Origin of the sequence: Pantoea sp. S18, from assembly GCF_045689705.1 — a bacterium.
GTDB lineage: Bacteria > Pseudomonadota > Gammaproteobacteria > Enterobacterales > Enterobacteriaceae > Pantoea > Pantoea symbiotica.
The window spans coordinates 2,734,884-2,759,295 of sequence record NZ_CP142688.1; the positions used below are offsets into that span (position 1 = coordinate 2,734,884).

Genomic DNA, 24,412 nt, shown 5'->3' on the forward strand with positions numbered 1-24,412 from the left:
CTCAGTTCGCCAGTTAAAATAGACATCACCAATTTTTAAATATGACGTTTTCTAAGTAATGAAATTCTGATAAATTTTTCAAATCCGTTTTTGTGTTTTAGAATTTTTCTTTCCAGCATTAACCAAGAAAGAATAGAAATACATATACTTGTAAAAAAATATACAATTACGTTTATCCAACTTGGTGTGTCTTTTGGCGAAAAGGAGGTGCTTGTAAACAACTCGGGAACCAAAAGATGATAGAGATAGAGTCCATAACTAATAACTCCAATTCCAGAAATAAATTTTATTTCCAGAAATTTAACCAACTTAGACTCTTGATTAAGAGATATATAAATAATTGTTAAACAAGTAGTGATTATGGTCATGGCATTCATTAAAACCAATGCAGACTCAACACCAGGAGCATCACTCTTTAAATCTCTTATAATACAGATGGAAAGAGTAAATATTACCCCACAAATAATCATGTAAGGCTTAATCTTTAAAAGATTATCCTGGTTTTTTTTCTTAACAAATACGGATAAAAGAGCTCCAGAACCAAGTGAGTCGAAATGAGAAAATGGAAGAGCATAAGCTGATAAATCATTATATCCAAATAAAGGTCTGAAAGTTAGGCTAACAGCTGCCAAAAGTATTGACACAACAAAAAGCTCAATAAGATGTTTATTAGGCGTTAGCAGAACCAATGCTGGCCAGATAATATAAAACTGTTCTTCAACATCAAGCGACCAAAAGTGCGATGTATATCCAGTACCCTGCCCAGTCAAAAAAATATAAATATTAGTAGCATAGAATATATGCCATAATTTATTAATTTCAGAAAACCAGTAAATCCCTGACAAAAAACCTACACTTAAAACCAAGTAATAGATGGGAAAGATTCTTAATATTCTTCGGGAATAAAACTTTATCAACTTATCCCATGTGGAACGAGTAACATCCTCTTTTTCTTGAATTAAAATTCCTGTTATCAAAAAACCACTAATAACAAAAAAAACAGTCACTCCGATTGATCCCAGTGATGAATCCGATCTGTAAACATATGAAATAATATAATGTTGAAATATCACCAATGCGACAGCAAAAGCGCGGAGACCATTAATTCCTTTGATGTAACCCATTGATAAAGGCCTTGTTTGGCATGATTAGTAAAAATCATTTTGAATGAGTAACTTAAAGGTGAAATATTTTCACACAAGATATTTAAAAACAAAAAAAATGTTGCTAATTATTAAAATCGAACAATAAACACCTTAAAAAACCTTCAGAAAACAAAATGTAAAGTTATATTTCTATTATTTCATGAGGCATTTTATATGTTTTTTTAAAGCTATATTAAAGAAAAAACCCGGCATAGCCGGGTTAATAAATTATGCTTCTAGCCACTCAGTATGGAATACACCTTCTTTGTCGATTCGCTTATAAGTATGTGCACCGAAGTAGTCACGCTGAGCCTGAATCAGGTTAGCTGGAAGAACTTCTGAGCGGTAGCTGTCATAGTAAGCAATCGCAGCAGAGAAGGTCGGAGTTGGGATACCGTTTTGAATAGCGTAAGACACTACATCACGCAGTGCCTGCTGGTACTCATCAGCGATATTCTTGAAATAAGGATCTAACAGCAGGTTGGCTATGTCTGCATCATTAGCATATGCATCGGTGATTTTCTGCAGGAACTGAGCACGGATGATGCAACCAGCACGGAAGATCTTAGCGATCTCACCGTAATGCAGATCCCAGTTGTTTTCTTCAGATGCTGCACGCAGCTGTGAGAAGCCCTGAGCATATGAAACGATTTTGCCAAGATACAATGCACGGCGGATTTTTTCTACGAACTCAGCTTTATCACCAGTGAATGCTTTCGCCTGTGGACCGCTTAGAACTTTGGAAGCTGCAACACGTTGAGTTTTCAGAGAAGACAAATAGCGGGCAAACACAGACTCAGTGATCAGTGACAGTGGCTCGCCCAGATCCAAAGAGCTCTGGCTAGTCCATTTACCAGTACCTTTATTAGCTGCTTCATCCAGAATCACATCAACCAGATATTTACCGTCTTCATCTTTCTTAGTGAAGATATCTTTAGTGATGTCGATCAAATAGCTGCTCAACTCACCGTTGTTCCATTCAGTAAAAGTTTCAGCCAGCTCTTCGTTGTTCAAACCCAGCGCACCTTTCAGCAACGCATAGGCTTCAGCAATTAACTGCATGTCTCCATATTCAATGCCATTATGAACCATCTTTACATAGTGGCCGGCACCATTAGGACCGATGTATGCAACGCAAGCTTCGCCGTCTTCAGCGCGCGCAGCGATCTTATCAAGGATTGGAGCAACCAGTTCATACGCTTCTTTCTGGCCGCCAGGCATGATTGATGGGCCTTTCAGTGCGCCCTCTTCACCACCGGAAACGCCGGTACCGATGAAGTTGAAGCCCTGGTCAGAAAGCTCTTTGTTACGACGGATCGTATCTTTATAGAAGGTGTTACCTCCGTCGATCAGGATATCTCCCTTATCCAGATGAGGAGTTAGGGAAGCGATAGTTTTATCAGTAGCTTCACCTGCTTGCACCATCAGCAGAATACGACGTGGTTTTTCCAGCGATTCAACAAATTCTTCAACAGTATAAAAAGGGGCGAGTTTCTTACCTTGGTTCTCTGTGATGACTTCATCAGTCTTTTCACGCGAACGGTTGAAGATGGAAACAGTGTAACCGCGGCTCTCAATGTTAAGCGCCAAGTTGCGGCCCATAACTGCCATTCCGACTACACCAATCTGTTGTTTGGACATCATAAACTCCTGTCTTTGAGGGCGTGTATGTATAAAGCACATACCATTAGTAATGTGTGATTCATGTTAACTCATCAAAGACCGCTAGAGGTAGAAAATGATGCTGTGGAATAATCTTAGATGATAAACTCACCGAACAAGCTTGTAACAAGATAATGCTTACCTCTAAGCGAGTAAGTAATGTACAAACCTTCCACTTTTTGTAAGGAAATTCGGCTATGACTAACCGAGTTCTATTGATAAATGATACAGAAGACGTCTATCACTGGGGATGTTATGGTACATCTCATGCTTTGAAAACTCAGTTAACTAATCAACAACTTAAAATCGTCGATACAATTCCAGTTTATGATGTGCACAATCTTGCTTGGTATCCAAATCATGTATCAGAATTTGGAGGCAAAGAAAATTTTATTTCACGCTTCCCTGAGCTTTCTGAGAAAATGCAAAATTGTGATAGGATAGTTGTTAATGGTGAAGGAACAATCCATCATTTCTCAGGTTATCCCAAAGCACTTTTGTATCTTATTTATGCTGGTAAAGAATATTTTGGAAAAAATATTTCTTTGATTAACCATAGCTGTTTTCCAAGTACTGATGATAAAGATACCCTTGATTTCTATAGAAAGGCTTATCAGTGCTGTGACTACATCGCGGCCAGAGAAAAACGTAGTGTTAACACTATTAAAGAAAAACTAGGGATGCCATGTGAGTTAGCCTTTGATAGCTTACCCCTCGCGGCAAAAGAAATTGAAAAATCAGTAGGAAGAGTTATTAATGAGAATTACATCTGCATTTCTGGAGCAGTAAACTATAAGCACCATCGTTCTGAGATGATCGCGAAGTTGATTCTTAAACTATATCCCAACCATAGATATATTTATTTGGCTGGTTCTAAGAAAGAAGGTATACATCACGAAGAGCCCATAGTATATGAAAGCTTGAAGAAGTATATGCCGACAATAGAAATGTATGGCGCAACTAGTTTTGAAGAGTGGATTTCTGTAATAAAATATTCAAAGATTTTGATCTCTGGCCGATATCATTACACTATTGGTGCTATGTGCACCGGCACACCGACTGTTTTCTTTCCTTCAAATACACCTAAAATAGATGCTATCGCAGAAGAATATAAACTACCTCGCCCAGTATCATCTGAAAATGATAGAAAATTCAAAATAAAATTATATTTAGCACTGAAATGGGCAGGAATAAGACGCTGGAAAAACTTAACAGCAGTCCTTGCAAAATCTGCATCTAATAACTATAAATGGTAGTTTTAGCTATTATAACCTGCTTACTTAAGTAAGCAGGATTGCACTTCGAAAAGTGCTCGTTGTCTTTCGGATAGAGCAGCGGAGTCAAAAATAAAGGTGTTAATTCCGCTGATAACTTTACTATTGACTAATAGTGTAGAATATATCCCAGCAATATATTTTATTTTATGCGAATTTTTAATTAGAAAAAGATCTGATATTGGTGCATCAGAGGAAACAAAGTTAAAGTTTATAGATAAATCGTTTTTTAGACTATTTAAGAGTTCATCATCGATAGGATATCTTGTATGAGACAATAGTACAACATTATAGCCTTGCTTAGATTTTCTCTTAATTATATCAATATATTCATCCCTGATTATTCTGTTACTATTTTCATCAGGAAAACCACCATGTCCAATTATCACAACGTTATTTGTACCTTCCAGACTCGGAGGAATGTAACAACGAACTAGACACTGAAGTTTGTCTCTAACTTTTTCAATTGAAATTGGTATTGAAATCAAATCATGAAAGTCGTTATAAATAAAAGGATGGAGGCAGAAAAATTTGGCTTCTGGTAAATATTGCTTATTTAGAAATTGATAATAGCTCGTCAAACCTTCTTCATAGAAAAAATGTCTGTCTGCAGGAAATGCCGAAGTAACAGTAAGTAGCATTTCTGGAAAAGGTGAAAATACCTCATCAAAAAAAGATATGTTATGATGATAATCTATTTTTTCATTATAGTACTGCTCATGCCCTACAAAATCGATACTTTCCCAATGGTGTAATCTGAAAGCCCAAATTTTATTTGATTCAATGTTCTGTCGATCAATTGTAATTAAAAGGTGATTTTCATAGGTTTCACCGCAAGAAGACTCAGCAAGAACAGAAGCTAACAGTGTAGAATAGAATCCAGTTGATATAAATAATCGTTTTTTCATTTAGCACCTAACTTGAAAATTCGTTTATTCATCAGAGCGAAAAGTTTTGCAAGCTTGCAAAAAAAAGAAATGAAAATCAAATTGTATTTAGGCTTAAGTATCGAATGGTATGATTCATATTTTCTGCATGAATTCATATACATAACGCATTGAGTTTGAATTGCTGACACGTTATTATCTGTATCGATATTAAATTGGAGTTTCGATAAGCATTGATATTTAAAATTCAATAAATCGGCCGCCTTTATTTTTGGAATTCGGATGTTTTTTCTATTTTTGTTGATAGTAATGTAATAATTAACATTATCTAATTTATGAAATACGCCATATTGGGTCATACTGATGATATGGTCCCACATTGGGAATAAACTACCCTCTTCTCTTAAAAGCCCTATTTTATTTATTAATTTCCTAGAAAACAAAAATGGCATCATAAAAGTTGAAGGTTCTAAAATAAATCCTATGGTGTTTAGTAATTTGTTATTTGCAGGATGTTCACTCTTCCCTAATTCAAAAGGCCGCTTCATTACGGTAGTTTCATATCTAAGTAATAAATTACAATAGAAAATGCTATCACAATCAACGAATTCTCTATCTCTTATTTCGCTAACAAAACCTTCACTAATTACATCATCTGCTTCCATTATCTGGATATATATGCTCTCTGTTGCTCTAATTCCTACATTGATAGCAGATGCAAAGCCATTATTAAAATCAACAGATATGATTTTAATTTTATCTAGATATTCAAAGTAACTATTTTTTAGTAACTCTTGAGTTTGATCAAAAAAAACCTCAGCACAAAGAATGACTTGATTCCAATCATCAGAAGATTGAGCAAGGAGAGAATTTATTGTTTTATCCAATTGTTCAATCCCTGAACTACTCACAGTAATAAATGTTATCAATGCATGCTTATTAGATGTCATATTATGAACTCAAAGCGGCGCGTTGAGCGCCGCATTTTTTTACTAGAAATTTATTTTTAAAGTACGAAGAACTTTAGCAACCAAAGATTTATTGAGCTTCAAGTTCAATCCGAACACTTTCACAAGAATGAATCCGCCACTGATGCGATAAGTAATTTTACCTGCATACCTTTCAATAAATTTATCTTGTTTACTCATTGGAGCATGGGGATTTCTTTTACGGTAGCCCCAGTACAGGTCTCTTAAAGGATGAACACAGGTTAATGTCCAAGGTTTACGTCTGTCGGTAAAGTGCAGAATACCTATATCCTGCAATGTTTCGGCCTCTTGCTGCATATTATACTTACGCTCTAAATCATTGGCTGTAAACATCCGGCTGTTGACGTTCCATTTTAAAGGTAAAATTTTTGTTTCGTCTTTAAAAGTTATATTCAAGATATCCTGATCTTGTAAACTAATCTCTCGATTATTAATATAAAAATTGATCATGTATTCATTGAAAACATCATCATATTTTTCTCTGATTTTATTAAGGTCAAAGACTATCATACCAGCATTAAAGTAATTATTATCTGCACCTAAAAGGAGACGTCTAGATTGTAATACTCCACCTTCATCTAATGAGGCTCCAATGCATTTCCCGTCTAGATTCTCTGTCCATAGTTTTGCTATATCATCTACACAAATCATGTCAGAATCCATGTATATAACTTTATGCACATTCGGAAGAACTTTATGTATAACTAATCTATAATAAGTATTTAATGAAATATATGATCTATTTAGTGGTAATGAAGAAAATAACGATGGGTTAATTTCAATAAAGTTTATTTTAATATTAGGCTTTAACCCATTGAGCAATAAATTTCTTTTGTTTTCTGTGAGATTTTCATCACATAAAAGATCAAAAATAATTTCTTGCTTAGCGTGAGCATTATCCACAATTGATTCGATTGCAGCACTTGCGTGTGCATAATACCGATCGTCAAAAGACATACAAATGTGGATATCTTCATTGAGCAATATTTTATTTTCTATCTGTTTATGTTTTATTAAATTTAAGACTTCTTGATTATTAATAATCGGAGATTCTGCGAGATACATTAACCCCGCAGTACTAACTCTAATGTTTTCATAAGCTCTACGTGCATATAATACATATGCATTTATCATTCTTTCTGCAATAAAACCCCAGATTCTTGATTGGTAAGAATCATATTCCGAGATATCAATTTTTAATTCAGCTTCTTCAAGAACACCAAACAGGAATGTGCAATATTCATGAAAATACTCGCGTTTCATGATAGCAACGTTAGCAAAGAAACATGAAGTAGAATACAATGATTCTAATAGTGCCAAGTAGTATTTAGGATATTTTTCTTTAACAATTTCGATAACTATATCTAAATCTTTCTTGTAATGATCTAATGAATATTGCTCATAATTAGACATTATTTTCCACGGTAAACCAACAGGATGCACATTCCAAACAGGTCCAGTGATTATATCTTGTTCAGCACAGATATTCTTAATGTTTTCAGGATCAAGTTTATGCTCAATGACAATGTCTTCATCAAGTTTATTAATAACTGTGTAATCATGATGTGATTTAAAAGACAAATATCTTCTGTAATGCATCAAGCCATAATAATCTGCATCATCATTTTTCCATGCCCAGTAAATTGCCGTCAACTCACACCACGATTTGTTTTTTTCAGAGATATTAATTCCAGTATCATCTCCAATACAATAATCTAGTGAATTTTTCGATAACTTACGACCAACCTGAATTGGAACAATACATTCATTCTTGATGTAAGGTGATGGTTTATGATGACACACATATATTTTTATATTAGGAGAAGATGACACATTCAACCTCTAAATTTTAATCAAATAATTTCACGGTATAGGTTTTTGGTTTTAATATAAACCTGCTGTAGGCTAAAGCGCTGCTCTACAATTTTTCTACCTTCGTTACCCATTACATTACGTAATTTTTGGCATGAAAGTAATGCTATAAGTTTTGTTTTGAACTCGTCCTTGTTACCCTTATCGACTAAATACCCATTTACTTCATTTTTAATGATGCTGCTACATCCACCACTATCAAATGCTATACATGCTCTACCTTTGGCGGCGCCTTCAATTAAAAAGCGAGGCACTCCCTCAAAATATATAGATGGCAGAGCGATAATATTACACTCATCAATCAAAGATGGGATATCATTTCTTTGACCAAGCCAATTTATCAAACCACTATCGTGCCATTTCAATATCAAATCATTAGAAATAGCATCTCTATCGTCACTTATTTGAATCCCAGCAACATTTAATATAAACCCATCCCCTTTCAAAGTTAGTTCTTTGTTAATATCAACAAGGACCTCCAACCCCTTTGATTTTAATAACCTTCCTGCAAATAGTACTATTGGTGGATTATTAAAATTCTCAATACTAAAGCTGTACTCGTTCAAATCAACACCAACACCATCAATAACAACACATTGATCAGGCATAAGTGCTATTTTAGAACTAAGTATTTCAAGATCTTGATTATGTTCAAATGTGAGTTTGCTTTTTTTATTCTTAAAAATAAGAGCATATGAACAGCATACAATGAAATTTAATACTTTATAAAGTGCGCTTGAGTTCATGAAAACTCTTCCAAGCCCAACAAAACTCGCTATGAATGGGATTTTTAGCACTCTAGAGTAAACACCTGCAATCATAATAGGCTTAATCGTAACTGCATGTATTAAACTTGGTTTAATTTTATTTAATATTTTAATTATTCTATAAAAATCTAATATTGCGAAAAATGGATTTAATGTCCGTTCACTCATACAAGTTTCGTGGCAAGTAAACCCCATACTTTCAAGCTTTACTATTTCACTTTGAGTAAAATGAGCTAGTACATGAATTTCATAATCATCTAAAAAAAGCTTTGCTCTATCTAACCAATGAAGTTCAAAATACCAACCTGAGTTAATAAAAAAACATATCTTCTTTTTCATCATTGCACCACTAGTGGCGGATACCACTAATTTTTTTTATGCCGTCCATTACACCTCTCGCAAAAAAAACAAAATATTTCTTCTTATTTTCATTACGGAAACCATCGAAAAAATATTTTGCCAGACGCAAAACTTTCCCAGAAAAAGAGAAGAAATCATAGTTGTAAAGTATTTTGCATAGAAACATGTTTCTTGAAAGGTAATACACTTTCCATTCTTGTCCATTCCAATTATTTAAACTTCCCACATCATGAATAAAGATAAGCTCAGGTCTATAAAATATCTTAAAACCGCATCGGTATAAATAATGAGAAAAGTAAACATCATCGTAATATATGAACAATTCATTTTTTATGAATTCATAATTTTGAATGAGCATTTTTTTAGAAATGATACAACCAACAAATGAAAATGTTATAACTTCACCAATTTCATTTTCGTCTGCAATGAAATCTTCATTATTACGAAGATAAGTAATATTTTCAATAATTGTTAATGTTCTCTTTTTCCACGGTAAATTCATTTTACATACTTCTTCTGAAGTATTTATAACTTTCGAACAATAGATAGCATTTTGATTAGGCTCGATAGCTTTAAACTTTTCTATAAAGTTATTCTGAGGGTAGGCGTCATCATCATAAAACACCACCCAATCTGTGGTGATATTGTTAGCAATAAACTCTGCCCCAAACCTAAAGCCGCCAGAACCACCATCGTTCGTATCTCTGTGCACAATAGTTAAGCGATTGTTAATTAATAGGTTTAACCAATCTTTAGTACTGTCAGTAGAATTATTATTAACTATAACAATATGTTTAAAAGGCAACTTTAACGTTGCCTCATAGGTTTTTTTAAGCTTGTCCAATCTATTGTAAGTAACAATTAAAGCAGTCAAGTTCATCTTACTGAAACCGTAAACGCCGGCATTTTATTTTTGGTTTCGCAACACTCTAAGAAAACTCTAGATGTTTTAAGAGCTTCACTGATGGTTACATCCATATCCAAATAACGATATGTCCCTAAGCGCCCAACAAAAGTAATTTTATTTTCTTTCTCAGCTAATTCCAGATATTTATAAAGCATTTCCATTTCGCCTACTTGTCGGATAGGATAATATGGAATGTCTTTTTCGGTACAACTTCGGCTAAATTCTTTATAACAGACTGATTCTGTGTGTTTTTCCCACGGAGCGAAATACTTATGTTCGGTTATTCTTGTATATTCTTCTTTTTCATCACAATAATTCATTACTGCACAGCCTTGGTAGTCTCCGCTATAATGAAACTTTTCAAAGTCTAATGTTCGATACCCTAGGCGCCCGAACTGATGCTCATAAAATGCATCTAATGGTCCACTGTAGAAAATATGGTCGTAGGCCTCGATTTCATTTTTATCAAAGCCCACATTCAAGCTCGTTTCTATATTTATATGGTTTAAAATACTTTCAACTATTGGAGTATAACCATCTTTCGGCATTCCCTGATATTTATGATTGAAATAATTATCATCATAATTAAAACGAATAGGAAGTCGCTTCAAAATTGATGCAGGCAATTCAGATGGATTTAACCCCCATTGTTTAATAGTGTATGTTTTAAAAAAAGCCTCATAAAGTTCTTTCCCTACGAATTTAAGGGCTTGTTCTTCAAATGTTTCGGGATTGACAATATCTGCTTGCCCTTTTTCAAGAATGAATTTTTTAGCTTCATCCGGCGAAAGAGTTTTATTGAAGAATTGATTTATGGTGTGAAGATTAATAGGTAAAGAATACACCCTTTCTTTTGTAGTAGCTTTCACACGATTAACATAAGGCATCATTTCAGCGTGCTGGTTCAAATATTCCCACACTTCTTCGTTATCAGTGTGAAAAATATGTGGGCCATAAGTATGGACCATTACTCCACTTCTCTCATCCCTTTCACTGTAACAGTTACCTGCGATGTGGTTTCGTGAATCAATAACCCTTATTTTATAACCACTCTCGGCTAATTGACGCGCAATAATGGCACCAGAAAAACCGGCTCCAACAACTAAAATATTCTTACTATTCATCATTCATTCCTCTGCGAAATCACTGCATAAACTCTTTGTATTCTGCAATAACTTCTTTACTATTACCGATTTTCTTAACCTTATGGTTTTCTATCCATATAACTTTATTACACACTTTTGCAATATCGTTCATACTATGGCTAACAAAAAGAATAGTTACCCCTTTCTTTTTGAAGGCGTTAATCGTGTTTATACATTTCTTTTGAAAACTTATATCACCAACAGCCAGAACTTCATCAATTATTAATATATCTGGGTCAACTTGCGTAATAACTGAAAATCCAAGTTTAGCCAACATGCCACTGGAATAGACTCGAATTGGCTCATCGATAAATTCGCCTAACTCTGAAAACTCAATTATATCATCAATTCTTGAGTTTAATTCTTTACGTCGCAGCCCTAATAAAGTTGCATTCAATTTTATATTTTCACGACCAGTTAATTCTGGATGAAATCCACCACCAAGTTCGAGCATAGATGCGACTCGTCCATTAACATGAACACTACCCTCACTTGGCTTTATTACGCCTGCAACTAATGATAGAGACGTACTTTTACCAGCACCATTTCGGCCTATTAAAGCTACCGATTCCCCTTTCATTACTTGAAAAGAGATATCCTCTATTGCCAGGTATGATCTACCTGAAAGCATCGTGAGCGCACGTTTAGGGTTAAAGATAAGTTCTTTTATCCCCGAACCAATATGGTGATATAGAGGATACCTTTTAGTTACATTTTTAAATTCAATGGCTACAGACATTACAAAATCTCAGCGAAACGGAATTTTAATTTATTGAATACCCATATACCAGCGATCATCATTACAAACGCGGATAAATAGATATGTCCAACCGTAATATAATTTATTGCCCCATGCATAAATAACTCTCTCCATGAAGTAATCATTAGAGACAATGGGTTAGAACCAATTATCCATCTATATGCTTCTGGGATCAGATCTACAGAATATAAAATTGGTGTACAGTAAAACATCAGCATAATGCCTAAGCTAATGAATCTTTCTAAATCTCTAAAGAAAAGATTTAATGTTGATAACATTAGAGCAAGGCCATACGTGAGCATCATTTGACCAAAACCAATTAATGGAATACCCCACAACCATGAAATTGCAGGTCGCATATCATAGATGTAGAGAAATACTACTATAACTGGAATGGTACAAAGGAAATGAAGGAACTCCATTAATACATTACTGAATGGGATTACTGACCGTGGAAAGACTGTTTTCTTTATTATTTGAGCATTTGCGATGAATGAAAACAATGAATTATTTGCTGAGCTTGCGAACCATTGCCACGGAAATAATCCGGTAATTAGAAATACTGTATAATTGGGTATTTGCACTCTCATCACTAGCTTGAAAATGAAGTAGTAAATCATCGCGAATAAAAGTGGATTTGCTATTGACCAAAGATATCCAAGAAAACTACTTTTATAACGTACCTTTAACTCTTTCTCAGTAATAACTGTTATTAAATCAAATAGATAGCCAACATTATACTTCATATATCTTGCTCTAAATTGCCTTTAAAATGAACGCTTGACATACATTTAGTACACCTTTCGCTCTTCATTGAAGGAGAATGCTACCGCCCCTGGCTCACAGCTACCAGCTTGCTATTACCCTTCACTCTCAAACCATAGCTATTTAGTTCTTCATTCGAGGTGTGAATATGACAAAATTCAAATGAATACTAACCTGTTTTAAAAAAAAATTTATAGATAATAGTTAATAACTCTATTAACTATATAATCCACTCTTTTCATTCTCAAAAAATTAAGCAGCGTGAATCCTAACATCTTAAGCCTTATTGCGAAAGCTACCCCCTTAGTGATTTGCCTAAAGATTAGACAAATCCGACAAAAACAAAAAGCCCGTCACAAGGACAGGCTTTTGCATTTCCCTCAGCTAGTTAGCTGAACCCATTCGGATTCTTCGACTGCCAGTTCCACGTATCACGCATCATGGCATCGATCCCGCGCGTCACGCGCCAGTCCAGTTCGTTGTTCGCCAGCGTTGCATCGGCCCAGAACGCCGGCAGATCGCCGTCACGGCGTGGCTTGAACTCAAACGGAATTGGCTTGCCGGACGCTTTCTCAAACGCCTTGATCATCTCCAGCACAGAGAAGCCAACACCGCCGCCGAGGTTGTAAGCTTTGTAGCCTTCAACTTTGGCTAAGTGATCCAGTGCCTTCAGGTGCCCTTCTGCCAGGTCGACAACGTGAATGTAGTCGCGCTGTGCGGTGCCATCTGGCGTGTCGTAGTCGTCGCCAAACACGCCCAACTTCTCCAGACGACCAATCGCCACCTGCGCGATATACGGCAGCAGGTTGTTTGGAATGCCGGTTGGATCTTCACCGATTTCGCCAGATTCATGCGCGCCAACCGGGTTGAAGTAGCGCAGCGCGATGGCTTTGAAGTTCGGGTCCGCTTTAGCGAAATCGCGCATCACGAATTCGATCATCAGCTTAGAGGTGCCGTACGGGCTGGTCGTGCCGCCGATTGGCGTGGTTTCCACGTAAGGAACCGGTGCATCCGCGCCATATACGGTCGCAGATGAGCTGAAGATGAAGTTCCACACGCCAGCAGCGCGCATCTCTTCCAGCAGCACCACGGTGCCAGCCACGTTGTTTTCGTAGTATTCCAGCGGCATACGCGTGGATTCGCCAACGGCTTTCAGTGCAGCGAAGTGAATCACGGCGCTGATATCGTTAGTGGCAAACAGGTCACGCAGGCAGGCGCGATCGCGGATGTCGCCTTCAACGAACACCGCTTTTTTACCTGACAGCTTTTCCACGCGTTTGATGGCTTCGCGGGAAGCATTGCAAAGGTTATCCAGGACCACAACGTCGTCGCCACGCTCTAACAGCGCCAGCACCGTATGGGAGCCGATGTATCCCGCTCCGCCCGTTACCAAAATAGCCATGTGTACTCCTTTAAACCGCGCTAATGGCGCGGTAGAGAATGAGGAAGCTTATTTCGCCAGGATTTTCTGAATGGATTCGCGGAAATCGCGGCCCTGATCGTTGTTACGCAAGCCGTAAGAGACGAATGCCTGCATGTAACCGAGTTTACGACCGCAATCATAGCTGGTTCCGGTCAGCAGTTGCACATCAACCGGCTTCTTCTTGCTCAGGGATGCAATAGCATCGGTCAGCTGAATACGGCCCCATGCGCCTGGCTCAGTGCGCTCCAGCTCTTCCCAGATATCGGCAGAGAGCACGTAACGGCCAACTGCCGTCAGATCAGAGTCGGTTGAGCCGGCTTCTGGCTTCTCGATAAAGCTGGTGATGGTGCTGATATCGCCTGGGTTATCAATCGGCTCTTCGGTGGTCAGCACGCCGTATTCGGTGAGGTCTTCACCCGGCATGTGTTTCGCCAGCACCTGGCTGTGGCCAGTATCTTCGAAGCGAGCAACCATTGAGGCGAGGTTATAACGCAGGTGGTCAGCGGTGGAGTCATCCAGCAGCACGTCTGGCAGCACCACCACAAATGGGTTGTCGCCAATCATTGGACGCGCGCACAGTACGGAGTGGCCCAGACCCAACGGGTTAGCCTGACGCACGTTCATAATGGTCACGCCCGGCGGACAGATTGACTGCACTTCGCTCAGCAGTTGACGTTTAACGCGTGCTTCGAGCAGCGCTTCCAGCTCGTAAGTGGTATCGAAGTGGTTTTCCACTGCATTTTTGGAAGCATGGGTGACCAGCACAATCTCCTTGATGCCAGCCGCGACGCATTCGTCAACAATGTATTGAATCATTGGTTTGTCGACGATTGGCAGCATCTCTTTCGGAATGGCTTTGGTCGCAGGAAGCATATGCATACCGAGACCCGCAACTGGGATTACTGCTTTAAGCTTGGTCATATTTATTCCATTTCATGAAGTGAATACGTGGGGTCGATTATGCAGGATCGGCCGGTCGAGCAAGTATAATCTTTATCTGAAAAACCGGCACTAACTCTCTGTCACGCCATCAAAAATCGCTAATTTGGCCGGTAAAAATGCCAGTATTCCAAAGCGGAAACGATGCACTAAGCCGCTGAAAAACCGCGAGAGGATGGAATGAGAGTGACGAAGGAAAAGACCAGTGATTTTCAGAAAAGTTAACGTGTAGGAATTGCAAGGTCACCATAAATGGCGACCCTACAAAGGTTATAGCCAGCCCTCAAACCATTCCGGCATCACGAACAGGTTGAAGTGGTTTACCAGCATCATCAGCGCCACAAACACCACTGACACCGAAACCCACTGGCGCGCATACGGCATAAAGCGGATGCCAATCACCGGCTTGATGAAGAACGGATGCGCGAAGGCGGAAATCAGTACCTGCGAGATCGACAGCGTCAACGCCACATACAGCACGTTCGGCCAGATGTAGGTTGTCGCCAGCACCGCTACCACCACCAGACTCGCCACAATGTTCCAGTAGAACTCAACATTGGTGCGGCCGTTGGCCTGCGAAATCGCGCCGGTTAAGCCGCCCATCGGACGCAGCATGCCAAACAACAGCATCAGCGGAATCAGATGGTAAACCTGCTCATGCGAAGCGCCGTACAGCACGCGCACAATCACCGGTGACAGAATGCCAATCGCCAGATACATCGCGCTGCTGAACAGCATGATGACGAAGGTGCCTTTCAGGAACAGCTTTTTCAGCTGCTCCGGATCGTGCTGCTTCTCAGCAAAGCGCGGCAGCGCCAGACGGTTAATCACCGGCGAAACCAGCTTCAGCGGTTGCAGAATCAGCTCTTTTGCCAGCGAGTAAATCCCCAGCATCTCCGCGCCCATCACTTTACCGACGATCAGCGCATCCGCCTGAGTACGCAGCTGGTTAATGGTCTGCGAACCCAGTTGATATACGCCGTAACGTACCGCGCTGACGAAGGTTTTGCCGTCGAATTCCCAGGTCGGACGCCACGATTTCTCGCCGAAGTAGATCATGCAGAGAATTCGCGTGAAGGCGTTGATGAACAGGCCAAGAATCGCCGCCGCCACGGTGAGCGAGGTGTAATACAGCATCGCGACAGTACACAGGAACGCGAACAGCTTGGTTGCCATCTCAATCTTCGCCAGCGTCACCATGCGTTTGGTTTTCACATAGTGCGCCTGATACTGCGACAGATGTCCCAGCACCAGGAAGTTGAGGCTGGTGAGCATGATTAAGCCCACCAGCTCCGGCAGGTGATAGAACCACGCCACCGGATAGGCAATCGCCAGCATAATCAAACCAGTGCAGAAACTGAGCGACACGTTCACCCAGTAAATGGTGCTTTGCTCGCGGCGATTAATATCCTGGCGATGCACGATGTAGCTGCTCATGCCCATATCCTGCAGCACGGTCGCCACCGCCAGAATCGCATTGATGATCGCCAGTAAACCCAGCTCGTGGGTTTCCAGTTTGCGCGCCAGAACGGCGAGCTGTAACACCTGAAGCAATGCGGCAAAACAGGTACTACCAAACAGCCAAACGGCCTGTTTTTTTAATCCGCTCACACCATGCGCTCCAGAATTTTCGCCAGCTCACCGTAAGCGATGTGCTGATTGAACTCAGTTTCGACTTTCTGCCGCGCGGCCGCGACCACCGGAGCGACATCCACATCGCCGCGTGACAGGCGCAGCAGCGTCGCCGCCAGTTCATCAGGATCGTTTTCGGCCACCAGCCATCCGCTGACATCATTCTCGATCAGTTCAGGAATGCCGCTGTGATAGGTCGACACCACCGGCAAGCCAACCGCCATCGCTTCCATCAGCGCCACCGGAATGCCTTCCATATCGCCATCTGCGGCGGTTTTGGATGGCAGCAGGAAGATGTCCGCTTCGTTTAGCGCCTGACGAATCTCGTCCTGCGGCTTAAAGCCCGGCATGTCGACGCAATCCTGCAATCCGGCACGCGCTATGTGCTCGCGCATCATGCCGTCCTGTTCACCGTTACCGATGATGGTGAACTGGAACTTGCCGCCGTTATTGCGCAGGATTTCGCTGGCTTTCACCGCCACATCCAAGCCTTTCTTCTCGGTCAGACGCGCAACAGAGACGATGCGCAGCGGTTGATGGAAGGCTTCGCGCGGACGGAAGTTAAACTTCTCCGGCTCGATGCCCATACGCGTCACGTGCACCTTAGCGCGCGGACAGCCCATCTCAATCAGCTTGTTCTCCCACAAGTGGCTGATAGGCAGCATCAGTTCACTCTGTTTAAACAGGTTGATGTAGTCGAGCTTGTGCTCTTCGAGGATGTGACGACGCGAAATATCCGCGCCGTGGAACACCGTCGCCTGCTTGCCTTTCAGCACACCGAGCTCGCGCAGCTTGTTCGCCAGCGCGCCGGCATAGCCGAAGTGCACCAGAAACACATCTGCGGTGTACGGCTGCTTAGTGTTGGCAACAATCGCCGGCAGCAACAGTTTACTAGCCTGTGCGCCGTAGCGACGCACATTCAGCGACTTAAGCAGCGCGCCTTTGGTGATTTTCGGCAGTATCAAGCCAATACGCTGCGTCAGCTTATCGAGGTTGGATACTTTCTCTTCCGGCAGTAAATAGTGGGTTTTCGCTGCCAAATTGTAGTCATCGAACGCGGCGTGGCGATTGATCATATCGCCCGGAAACACGGAGATAATCTCCACGTCGTAGCCTGCGTCAATGAAATGCGTTACCTGATTGAGCACAAAGGTCTCAGAGGCAACAGGAAAACGCATGGTGAAAAAGGTCAGCTTCATCACTTCACCCCAGGACGTTGAGAATTTCTGCTGTAATGCGGTTACCAATCTCACGCTCCTGCGCCACCGCGGTATCAACTTTGTGTTTCACGTTGTCGTAGTCGGCCAGCACCGTCTGCACTTTATCGATGAGCGAACCATCCATCAGGCTCTGCACATCGGTTGCCATCTGCGGCAGGCCAAGCTGTTTCATCACACCGAGCGACTTGTGCTCATAGTTGATGGCCACGGCTGGCGTACCAAAGTTCATGGAGATGATGGCGGAGTGCAGGCGGGTACCAATTGTCAGATGACAATGGCTGAGGAGGATGCCGAGTTCGAGGTCGTTGAACTCGTCCATGATGACATGGTAATGCTCGGGATGCTCGACATGATCGCGCAACGTCAGCGCCACCATGCGGTCATCTTTGGCGTAGCTATCAATACCGGTACAGGTAGAGAAGGCAACCACCTGATAACCTTCGGCAATCATCGCGTTAATCACGCGGCCAAAGGCAGCTTCATACTCTTTCTGCGTCACGCCGAGACGTTTGTCGAACGGCGCCAGTTCACGCACGGTGATCGCAATGGTTTTGCGCGCGCTGATAATCGCTTGCCAGTGCAGCAGGTTATGGCTTGGATTGGCCACTTCACGCGCTTCAACCAGGAACGCGGTATCGACGCCCTTCTTCACTTTGCTGGTAGTCACGCCATCTTGTTTCAGGCGGTCGTAGCTCACCTCTTCGCGCAGCACCAGGCTGTCGACGCGATCAAAGACAAAGTTCGCCAGCGCATTCACGCGCGGGTTTTCGAACGGACCGACCGAGTGACCGACCATATGCAGCGGCTTTTTCGCCATCAGCGCACAGAGCGCGTGGTCGAATTGGGTTACGCCGTAGAGATCGACGAAGAACGAGCCGCCAACCTGAATAATCGCGTCATACTGCGCAAGGCTTTTGGTAAACGCCGCCAGATGCGGTGGCACCGAGAAGGATTTGTACACGCCGCCTTTGCCGAGGTGCGCCATCATAATGTCCGGCATCAAGCGGTTCGCCACTTTGCGTTTCAGGCTGCCGACTAACCCTTTGCCCGATTTGCTGTTGTGCAGGAACAGGGAATCCTGCTGGATGTCCTGCTGCAGTAAATAGCCAGAGCTTGTTGGATAACGGCTGATCACATCGATATCCAAATCCGCGCGCGCGGATTTCAGTGAATCAATCAGCCCACGTAAAATCGCGCCATCCCCACGATTTCCACAGGTATGGTTTCCTACCAATAAAATCTTCATAAAAAAACTCCGGAAAAATTTTTGTAATTTTTACAAGCCGCCAATAGCTGCACTGGCAAAGTGAACTCTGTTTAAAAGGACTGCAATGGGAGTAAACCCCAAAAAGTGATGCTTAACGTCGGTGCTGCTTTCTGGTGCGCATAAATGCGCACCCTACAAAACCCTCAACTCGTGCTGAACGTCGCTGCTGCTTTCCGGTGCGCATTAATGCGCACCCTACAAAACCATCATCAAATGCCGTAGGGTCGCCATTAATGGCGACCGATTTACAAACCACTCATTACGACTTAACAGCAAAATACGGCATAGCAACCTGCTCACCATTAATCACCACCGAGATGAAACCTTTGGGTTCGCGGGTATCCACCTGCTCCGGTTTGAGCGCGCGCGAGGCCATAAGCAAATCGCCCTGCTCGTTTCCGCCGATACCGGCTTTACCGTTATGCAGGCTGAAACGCTGCGGTGCCTGCTGTGCGCCACTGCCCGGTGCGCCTTTGTCCATCACCGCATCCACACGCGCACATTGGCCGGTCAGGAAGCGATCCTTAGCAGTGCTTTTGATCAGCACGGCGGTGGTCGGCGTCCAGCCCGCCAGCTTGACGTAGACTTTGGTGTCGGTATCGCTACGCGCTTCGAAACGCACATCAACCACTGGCGAGCTGCCTTCCGCTGACCAGCTGGCTTCGGCTTTGTTTTTCTTGCGCTGCAGATGAATCACCGCGCGGCCACCGGTACCTTTGCCGTTGATAACATCCATCAGCGGCTGATTAGCGGTACCGTTATTAAACTGCGACTGGCCAAACACCTCGATCTCCCAGCTATCGCCCACCGTTGGTGAGTAGAAGTTACCGAGTTCAAACCAGGTTTGCTGATCGCTGTTATTGGTCAGGCGGAAACGCGAGGTGATGTAGTTGTATTTCAGACTGCCATCGATGGCGACGCCGTAAGATTCAACGCGCGTCGAGCCCATTTCCCAGATGTTCAGCCAGCGCTCACCTTCCAGCGAGTTATCGATCCAACTGCCCGACTGCAGATTGGTCTGGCGCATATTCAGGCGCGAGTTGCGCGCGTTAAGCGGGTTCTTACAATCCTCAATGCTCAGCGCATCGACAATCCATTGGCCGTTCGAGATGTCGCCAGGGAAATCGCTGTGCTCAATCCAACCGTTATGGATGATCGATTGGCTGCAGCGCGGCAGATTCAACACCATGCCGCCTTTACAGTGCTGAGCGTTGAAGTTGGAGAGCTCAATCGCGGTGCTGTGATCCCATGCACCGGCCTTTTGCCCCGACCAGCTGGCTTTAATCACATCGCCGGTACAGGCGTTGGCGTACCACTGGTCGATTTTGCAATCCAGCGTATCAAGCAGGCTGAGCGAGACGCCGCCGACCTGATTGAAGCGCAGGCAAGCGCCACGGAAGAACTGGCCGCCCGGACAGGTGTTGCGGAACAAACCCTGCTTGTTCGGACGCTTGTCGGTGTTGCCGTTGAAATTCAGGTTGGAGATTTCCGTCCAGCGCGCATTTACCTGGAACAGGAATTCGGAGCGACCGTCAGAAACCAGCGTGGTCGCCGGGAAATAACCGAAGTTGACCATCGCGCCCGAGATGCGGAAGAAGCGACGACCTTCGTCACCGAAATCACATTTGGAGACAAAGAAGGTGCCGGCCGGGAACTGCACGCAGATCTGCTGGCTGGCATCAATCGACCATTGATACATGGCTTTGATCGCCGGTGCGGTATCGGTTTTGCCGTCGGCGATGGCGCCGAAATCAAACAGCGTCAGGCGGTTAAAATCTTCCACCACACGACGCCAGGTGAAACCGTTGCCGCTAAAGTTCACGCCGCCATCATCTTTGCCATCACCGAAGGTGCCGACGAACTCGCCGCCGCCCACTTCCAGCCCTTCGTGCCAGCTTTTCAGCTTGATTTTGGCACCGGCGAACAGCGGACGGGTTTTGCGCAGCTCTTCAACTGACGGAATTTCGCCAATCAGCTGATAGCCATTCGGCTGCGCCAGACGCTGGCTAAAGTTGCTCTGATTAGGACGTGAAACATCGCTGATGGAAAACAGCGTGTGGCCCTGATCATCTTCCACCACCATTGAGTGTGATGGATTGGCAATCAACGCTGCATTATCGTGAATGAACTGGGCGAAGTTGCCTTTGTTCAACGCAATCGGCTGGCTGATTTGTGACACTTTGCCATTGGCATCGCGCAGAAACACTGGGATCTGATTGCCGGTCTGGCTGGCATCGCTGCCCGCTTTACCGATCCACAGTTTGCCCTCGAAGTTCTGCCAGAACTGCGGCGGCATGGTATAGACGTTTTCTGGCGTCAGAATCGGTACATCGCCTGCGGGTACGCTGGACGGATCGACAGATTTTAACGTTGGCTGACCACTTTTTGCGGCGTAGCTGGAAAACGCACTCACTGAGAGCGCAGTAACAATCGAGGAGGCTGCGGCCTGCAAGACTTCTCTTCTTTTCATGCTTCAATTCCCGTGGTTGTGCGGCCAAAAAGGATTCCCGAGGCACGATAATTGTCGCTAAACAAGCGCGAGCCAGCTCTGCTTGATCTGGTTACCGTCAAACTTGAGCGCGGTTTCTTTGGTTTTTTCACTCATCGCATAGAACAGGCCATCATCGCTGGCGAGCTGCTCCATACGCTTAATAAACGTGGTTTTGTCGTTCATCGGCACCAGGAAGCCATCTTCACCGTGATTGATGATCTCCTGCGGCCCGGTTGGGCAATCGTACGCCACCACCGGCAGCGACCAGGATTTGGCTTCCAGCAGCACCAGCGGCAAACCTTCATAGCGCGAGGTCATCAGCGCCATGTCGCTTTCGCGGTAGTAATCGTTGATGTTGCTAACTTTGCCGACGAAATTGACGCTGTTAGTGATACCTAACGCGGCAGCCTGATCGTGCAGCTGCTGGCGCAGTTCGCCGTCACCGGCAATCACCAGTTTCCACTCGGGATGCTTCTTACTGAAGTCGGCCCAGATATCCAGCAACAGGTCGAAACCTTTCTGGTTATCCAGGCGCCCCACCGCCAGCGCCTGACGGCTGCGCGTTTGACGTTGAAACGCTTTGTACACTACCGGATTGGGGATTTGCTGGCTGGCAATGTTCCAGCGGTTAAATACCTGATGATCTTTGTCAGTCAGGACGATCACCTGATCGTAATAGCGCAGCATCAGCCACTTCAGCAGCTTAATTGGCTTGCTGAACGAGTTAATCGCGATGTGTTCGCAGGCATAAGCTTTGAAGCGCTTCTTCTTCAGCGCCATCAGGTTCCAGAAGGCGAACATCACGCTCAGGCGGCCCATGCTGATCAGGAATACGCTGTCGAAGCCTTCCTGATGAATACTTGCGACGGCGCTTTTAATCGGGTTGCTGTGGCCTTCAAAGCTGACAATTTTCTTCACCCGTTCGAACGGATAAAAGGTTTTGCCGTTGCCTTCCAGCGAGTAAATGGTGACTTCATGCTGCTCGCCGAGGCACTCAGACATAAAGTTGCAGATGTTTTCAGTGCCCGCATACGAGTAGGCATCTTTAATCACCAAAACGATCTTTTTCATAAATCCCTTCCACCTCAAACAATATAAAAGCAGCTAAGCACCGTTGCGCTTAACGGTGTTTTAAGGCGAAGAGGACGCCGTTCACCATGTACCATGTGTAATAGTAATATACTTTTAACGGATTGTTTTTATAGATAATTCTTAATAATTCGAGGTGCCACTTCGCCGCTTTATTTTTGTTGCGCGACAGTGAATCGCCCAACTCGTAATAGTTGACCAGGGTTTTCTGGATTACGCGGGCTTGTTTGTAGCGGAGGAACAATTCATAGAGGAACAGGAAGTCTTCGTGGCCTTTACGCTGGAAGAAGATGCCCTGTGGAGGACGGCGGAAACACACCGAGGAGAAGCAAACGCGATACTGCTTCTTAACGAAGTTTTCCTGTTGCAGGTAGGGTTTGCTGTAGTTGATATCGTGGTCAGCGGTTTTGGTTTTGTAGTGATAGTGCGTGATCACGAAATCGTCGCCGGCGGCAATCGCAGCCGTCTGTTCGGCCAGTTTTTCGCGGTGCCACTCGTCGTCGCTATCGAGAAACGCGATGATCTCTTCCTTCGCTGCACGCAATCCAACGTTACGGGTTTCGGCCGCGCCCTGATTCACTTCATTGTCGAGAATGGTGATGCGTGCGTCCTGGCAATGTTCACGCATAAAGGCCAGTGAATCATCGGTGGATTTGTCGTTGATCAGGTAAAGATGCCAGTCGCTGTAGGTCTGGTTGATGATCGACTCAACCGCGCGCAGAACGGTATTTCGCGCGTTATACATCGGCATCACAATACCGACGGTGCCAACATGATTTGTCATTTGTCTACCCGGAGTTTCAGGAACCAAAAAATTGCCCCCATATAGGGAGCAAGTGAAAGTGTTTATAAGTGAATCAGGAGACGGCTCTTCTGCCCGAGAAGCGCGACTTCACCTTATCGAGCAGGCGATTCATGAAGTAGGCGCGATTATCACGGTTGGTGAGGAAGAAGTAGCGTGCAAAGCTGAGGCTGGCCTGCAGCGATTTACCATCCATCTTGTAGCGCAGCGGCAGCTTGAACGCCTTGTAAGTGTGGATGTCGCGTGTGGTCAGATGCGGCTTCATGGTATCGAGCCAGAAGAAGGAGTATTTGACCGATTCGCCTTTATGCTTGGAACCAAATTTGGTCACCAGATGGTACGTTGCCAGCGGCTTGTCGATCATCACAAATGCGTAACCCATGCGGTCGGCGCGGATGCAGAAATCATAATCCTGATGGCGAATATAGCGCGCATCAAACTGGATCTTCGCCGCATCTTCGCGCTTCAGCACAATGGTGCTGGTTTGAATAAAGCCATAACAGCCAAACAGATACTCGGCCACGGTTTCGTTCTTACCGGGCGGTTGCATCGGCATCACCTTGAGGAAGCTACCATCCTGATGGATGTTCACCTGACTAAAGATGACGTAGCGCGATTTGCCCTGCGCTTCCAGCTTGGCGATGGTTTCACTGGCGACAAGCAACTTGTCCGGATGCCACTCATCGTCGGCATCGAGAAAGCTGATAAAGTCGCCGCTTGCCAGCTCAATACCTTTGTTACGGGCGCCGGCGCCGTTGAGTTTGACCTCAGACAGCTCCAGTTTGATATCCAAATCCTGATAACGCTCGCTGCGCACCACCTGCGCCAGTTCGGCCGCATCGGCCGATTTGTCATCAACAATAATGACTTCAAAATTGCGATAGGTTTGCGCTTTGACGCAATCTAGCGTCGTGACAATCGATTTCGACGCGTTATACGCGGGAATAACAATTGAGAAGCGAATCTCCTGCATTGCCAGCACCTCATTAAAAAAGTTACAAAATCAATGATATAAC

The 24,412-nt window shown here is 43.5% G+C and carries 20 protein-coding genes; 1 reads left to right on the top strand and 19 read right to left on the bottom strand.

Annotated elements, in window-relative coordinates; translation table 11 throughout:
- Window positions 1-35: 35 nt before the first annotated feature.
- Together VIJ98_RS12675 and gndA are read right to left on the bottom strand one after the other, a co-directional pair.
- Window positions 36-1,124 (bottom strand): acyltransferase, encoded by a 1,089-nt coding sequence (locus VIJ98_RS12675; protein ID WP_323274306.1) that lies wholly within the window; start codon window positions 1,122-1,124, stop codon window positions 36-38.
- A gap of 249 nt (window positions 1,125-1,373) precedes the next feature.
- On the bottom strand, window positions 1,374-2,786 hold the full coding sequence (gndA, locus tag VIJ98_RS12680) for an NADP-dependent phosphogluconate dehydrogenase (RefSeq protein WP_323274309.1): 1,413 nt from the start codon (window positions 2,784-2,786) through the stop codon (window positions 1,374-1,376).
- 218 nt (window positions 2,787-3,004) lie between these two features.
- On the opposite strand from gndA, the gene VIJ98_RS12685 reads away from it, so the two are divergent.
- On the top strand, window positions 3,005-4,063 hold the full coding sequence (locus VIJ98_RS12685; RefSeq protein WP_323274311.1) for a polysaccharide pyruvyl transferase family protein: 1,059 nt from the start codon (window positions 3,005-3,007) through the stop codon (window positions 4,061-4,063).
- A gap of 20 nt (window positions 4,064-4,083) precedes the next feature.
- Here the strand turns inward: VIJ98_RS12685 and VIJ98_RS12690 are convergent, their stop codons facing one another.
- From VIJ98_RS12690 to VIJ98_RS12770, 17 genes are all read right to left on the bottom strand, one after another.
- Window positions 4,084-4,989 (bottom strand): polysialyltransferase family glycosyltransferase, encoded by a 906-nt coding sequence (locus VIJ98_RS12690; protein ID WP_323274313.1) that lies wholly within the window; start codon window positions 4,987-4,989, stop codon window positions 4,084-4,086.
- On the bottom strand, window positions 4,986-5,918 hold the full coding sequence (locus VIJ98_RS12695; protein WP_323274315.1) for a glycosyltransferase: 933 nt from the start codon (window positions 5,916-5,918) through the stop codon (window positions 4,986-4,988). The genes VIJ98_RS12690 and VIJ98_RS12695 overlap by 4 nt, the downstream gene beginning before the upstream one ends.
- 42 nt (window positions 5,919-5,960) lie before the next feature.
- A complete protein-coding gene (locus VIJ98_RS12700) occupies window positions 5,961-7,790 on the bottom strand; it encodes a DUF4422 domain-containing protein (RefSeq protein ID WP_323274317.1) in 1,830 nt (609 codons plus the stop codon).
- Window positions 7,791-7,810: 20 nt separating this feature from the next.
- Complete coding sequence (locus tag VIJ98_RS12705) at window positions 7,811-8,938, bottom strand: glycosyltransferase family 4 protein (protein WP_407330282.1); 1,128 nt, start codon at window positions 8,936-8,938, stop codon at window positions 7,811-7,813.
- A 7-nt stretch (window positions 8,939-8,945) separates the two neighbouring features.
- A complete protein-coding gene (locus VIJ98_RS12710) occupies window positions 8,946-9,836 on the bottom strand; it encodes a glycosyltransferase (RefSeq protein WP_323274321.1) in 891 nt (296 codons plus the stop codon).
- Window positions 9,833-10,987 carry a UDP-galactopyranose mutase gene (glf, locus tag VIJ98_RS12715; RefSeq protein WP_323274323.1) on the bottom strand — a complete coding sequence of 385 codons (1,155 nt, stop codon included), beginning with the start codon at window positions 10,985-10,987 and terminating at the stop codon, window positions 9,833-9,835. Before glf ends, VIJ98_RS12710 begins: the two co-directional genes overlap by 4 nt.
- Window positions 10,988-11,006: 19 nt before the next feature.
- Entirely contained in the window at window positions 11,007-11,747 is a 741-nt protein-coding gene (locus tag VIJ98_RS12720; protein ID WP_192233396.1) for an ABC transporter ATP-binding protein, read from the bottom strand.
- A complete protein-coding gene (locus VIJ98_RS12725; RefSeq protein ID WP_323274326.1) occupies window positions 11,747-12,514 on the bottom strand; it encodes an ABC transporter permease in 768 nt (255 codons plus the stop codon). The genes VIJ98_RS12720 and VIJ98_RS12725 overlap by 1 nt, the downstream gene beginning before the upstream one ends.
- 407 nt (window positions 12,515-12,921) lie before the next feature.
- Window positions 12,922-13,935 (bottom strand): UDP-glucose 4-epimerase GalE, encoded by a 1,014-nt coding sequence (gene galE, locus VIJ98_RS12730; RefSeq protein ID WP_323274328.1) that lies wholly within the window; start codon window positions 13,933-13,935, stop codon window positions 12,922-12,924.
- Window positions 13,936-13,983: 48 nt separating this feature from the next.
- Window positions 13,984-14,877, bottom strand: coding sequence for a UTP--glucose-1-phosphate uridylyltransferase GalF (gene galF, locus VIJ98_RS12735; protein ID WP_008104857.1), 894 nt, complete (start codon window positions 14,875-14,877; stop codon window positions 13,984-13,986).
- 288 nt (window positions 14,878-15,165) lie between these two features.
- Complete coding sequence (locus VIJ98_RS12740) at window positions 15,166-16,506, bottom strand: MOP flippase family protein (RefSeq protein ID WP_008104858.1); 1,341 nt, start codon at window positions 16,504-16,506, stop codon at window positions 15,166-15,168.
- Window positions 16,503-17,726 (bottom strand): glycosyltransferase, encoded by a 1,224-nt coding sequence (locus tag VIJ98_RS12745; RefSeq protein ID WP_154190583.1) that lies wholly within the window; start codon window positions 17,724-17,726, stop codon window positions 16,503-16,505. Before VIJ98_RS12745 ends, VIJ98_RS12740 begins: the two co-directional genes overlap by 4 nt.
- A 4-nt stretch (window positions 17,727-17,730) precedes the next feature.
- Window positions 17,731-18,993 carry a colanic acid biosynthesis pyruvyl transferase WcaK gene (gene wcaK, locus VIJ98_RS12750; RefSeq protein ID WP_008104860.1) on the bottom strand — a complete coding sequence of 421 codons (1,263 nt, stop codon included), beginning with the start codon at window positions 18,991-18,993 and terminating at the stop codon, window positions 17,731-17,733.
- Window positions 18,994-19,273: 280 nt separating this feature from the next.
- Entirely contained in the window at window positions 19,274-21,484 is a 2,211-nt protein-coding gene (locus tag VIJ98_RS12755) for a phage tailspike protein (protein ID WP_323274330.1), read from the bottom strand.
- A gap of 57 nt (window positions 21,485-21,541) precedes the next feature.
- Window positions 21,542-22,576, bottom strand: coding sequence for a glycosyltransferase (locus tag VIJ98_RS12760; protein ID WP_154155947.1), 1,035 nt, complete (start codon window positions 22,574-22,576; stop codon window positions 21,542-21,544).
- Between the two features lie 49 nt (window positions 22,577-22,625).
- Complete coding sequence (locus VIJ98_RS12765; RefSeq protein ID WP_323274332.1) at window positions 22,626-23,378, bottom strand: glycosyltransferase family 2 protein; 753 nt, start codon at window positions 23,376-23,378, stop codon at window positions 22,626-22,628.
- Between the two features lie 73 nt (window positions 23,379-23,451).
- Window positions 23,452-24,369, bottom strand: coding sequence for a glycosyltransferase family 2 protein (locus VIJ98_RS12770; RefSeq protein WP_008104867.1), 918 nt, complete (start codon window positions 24,367-24,369; stop codon window positions 23,452-23,454).
- Between the last annotated feature and the right edge of the window lie 43 nt (window positions 24,370-24,412).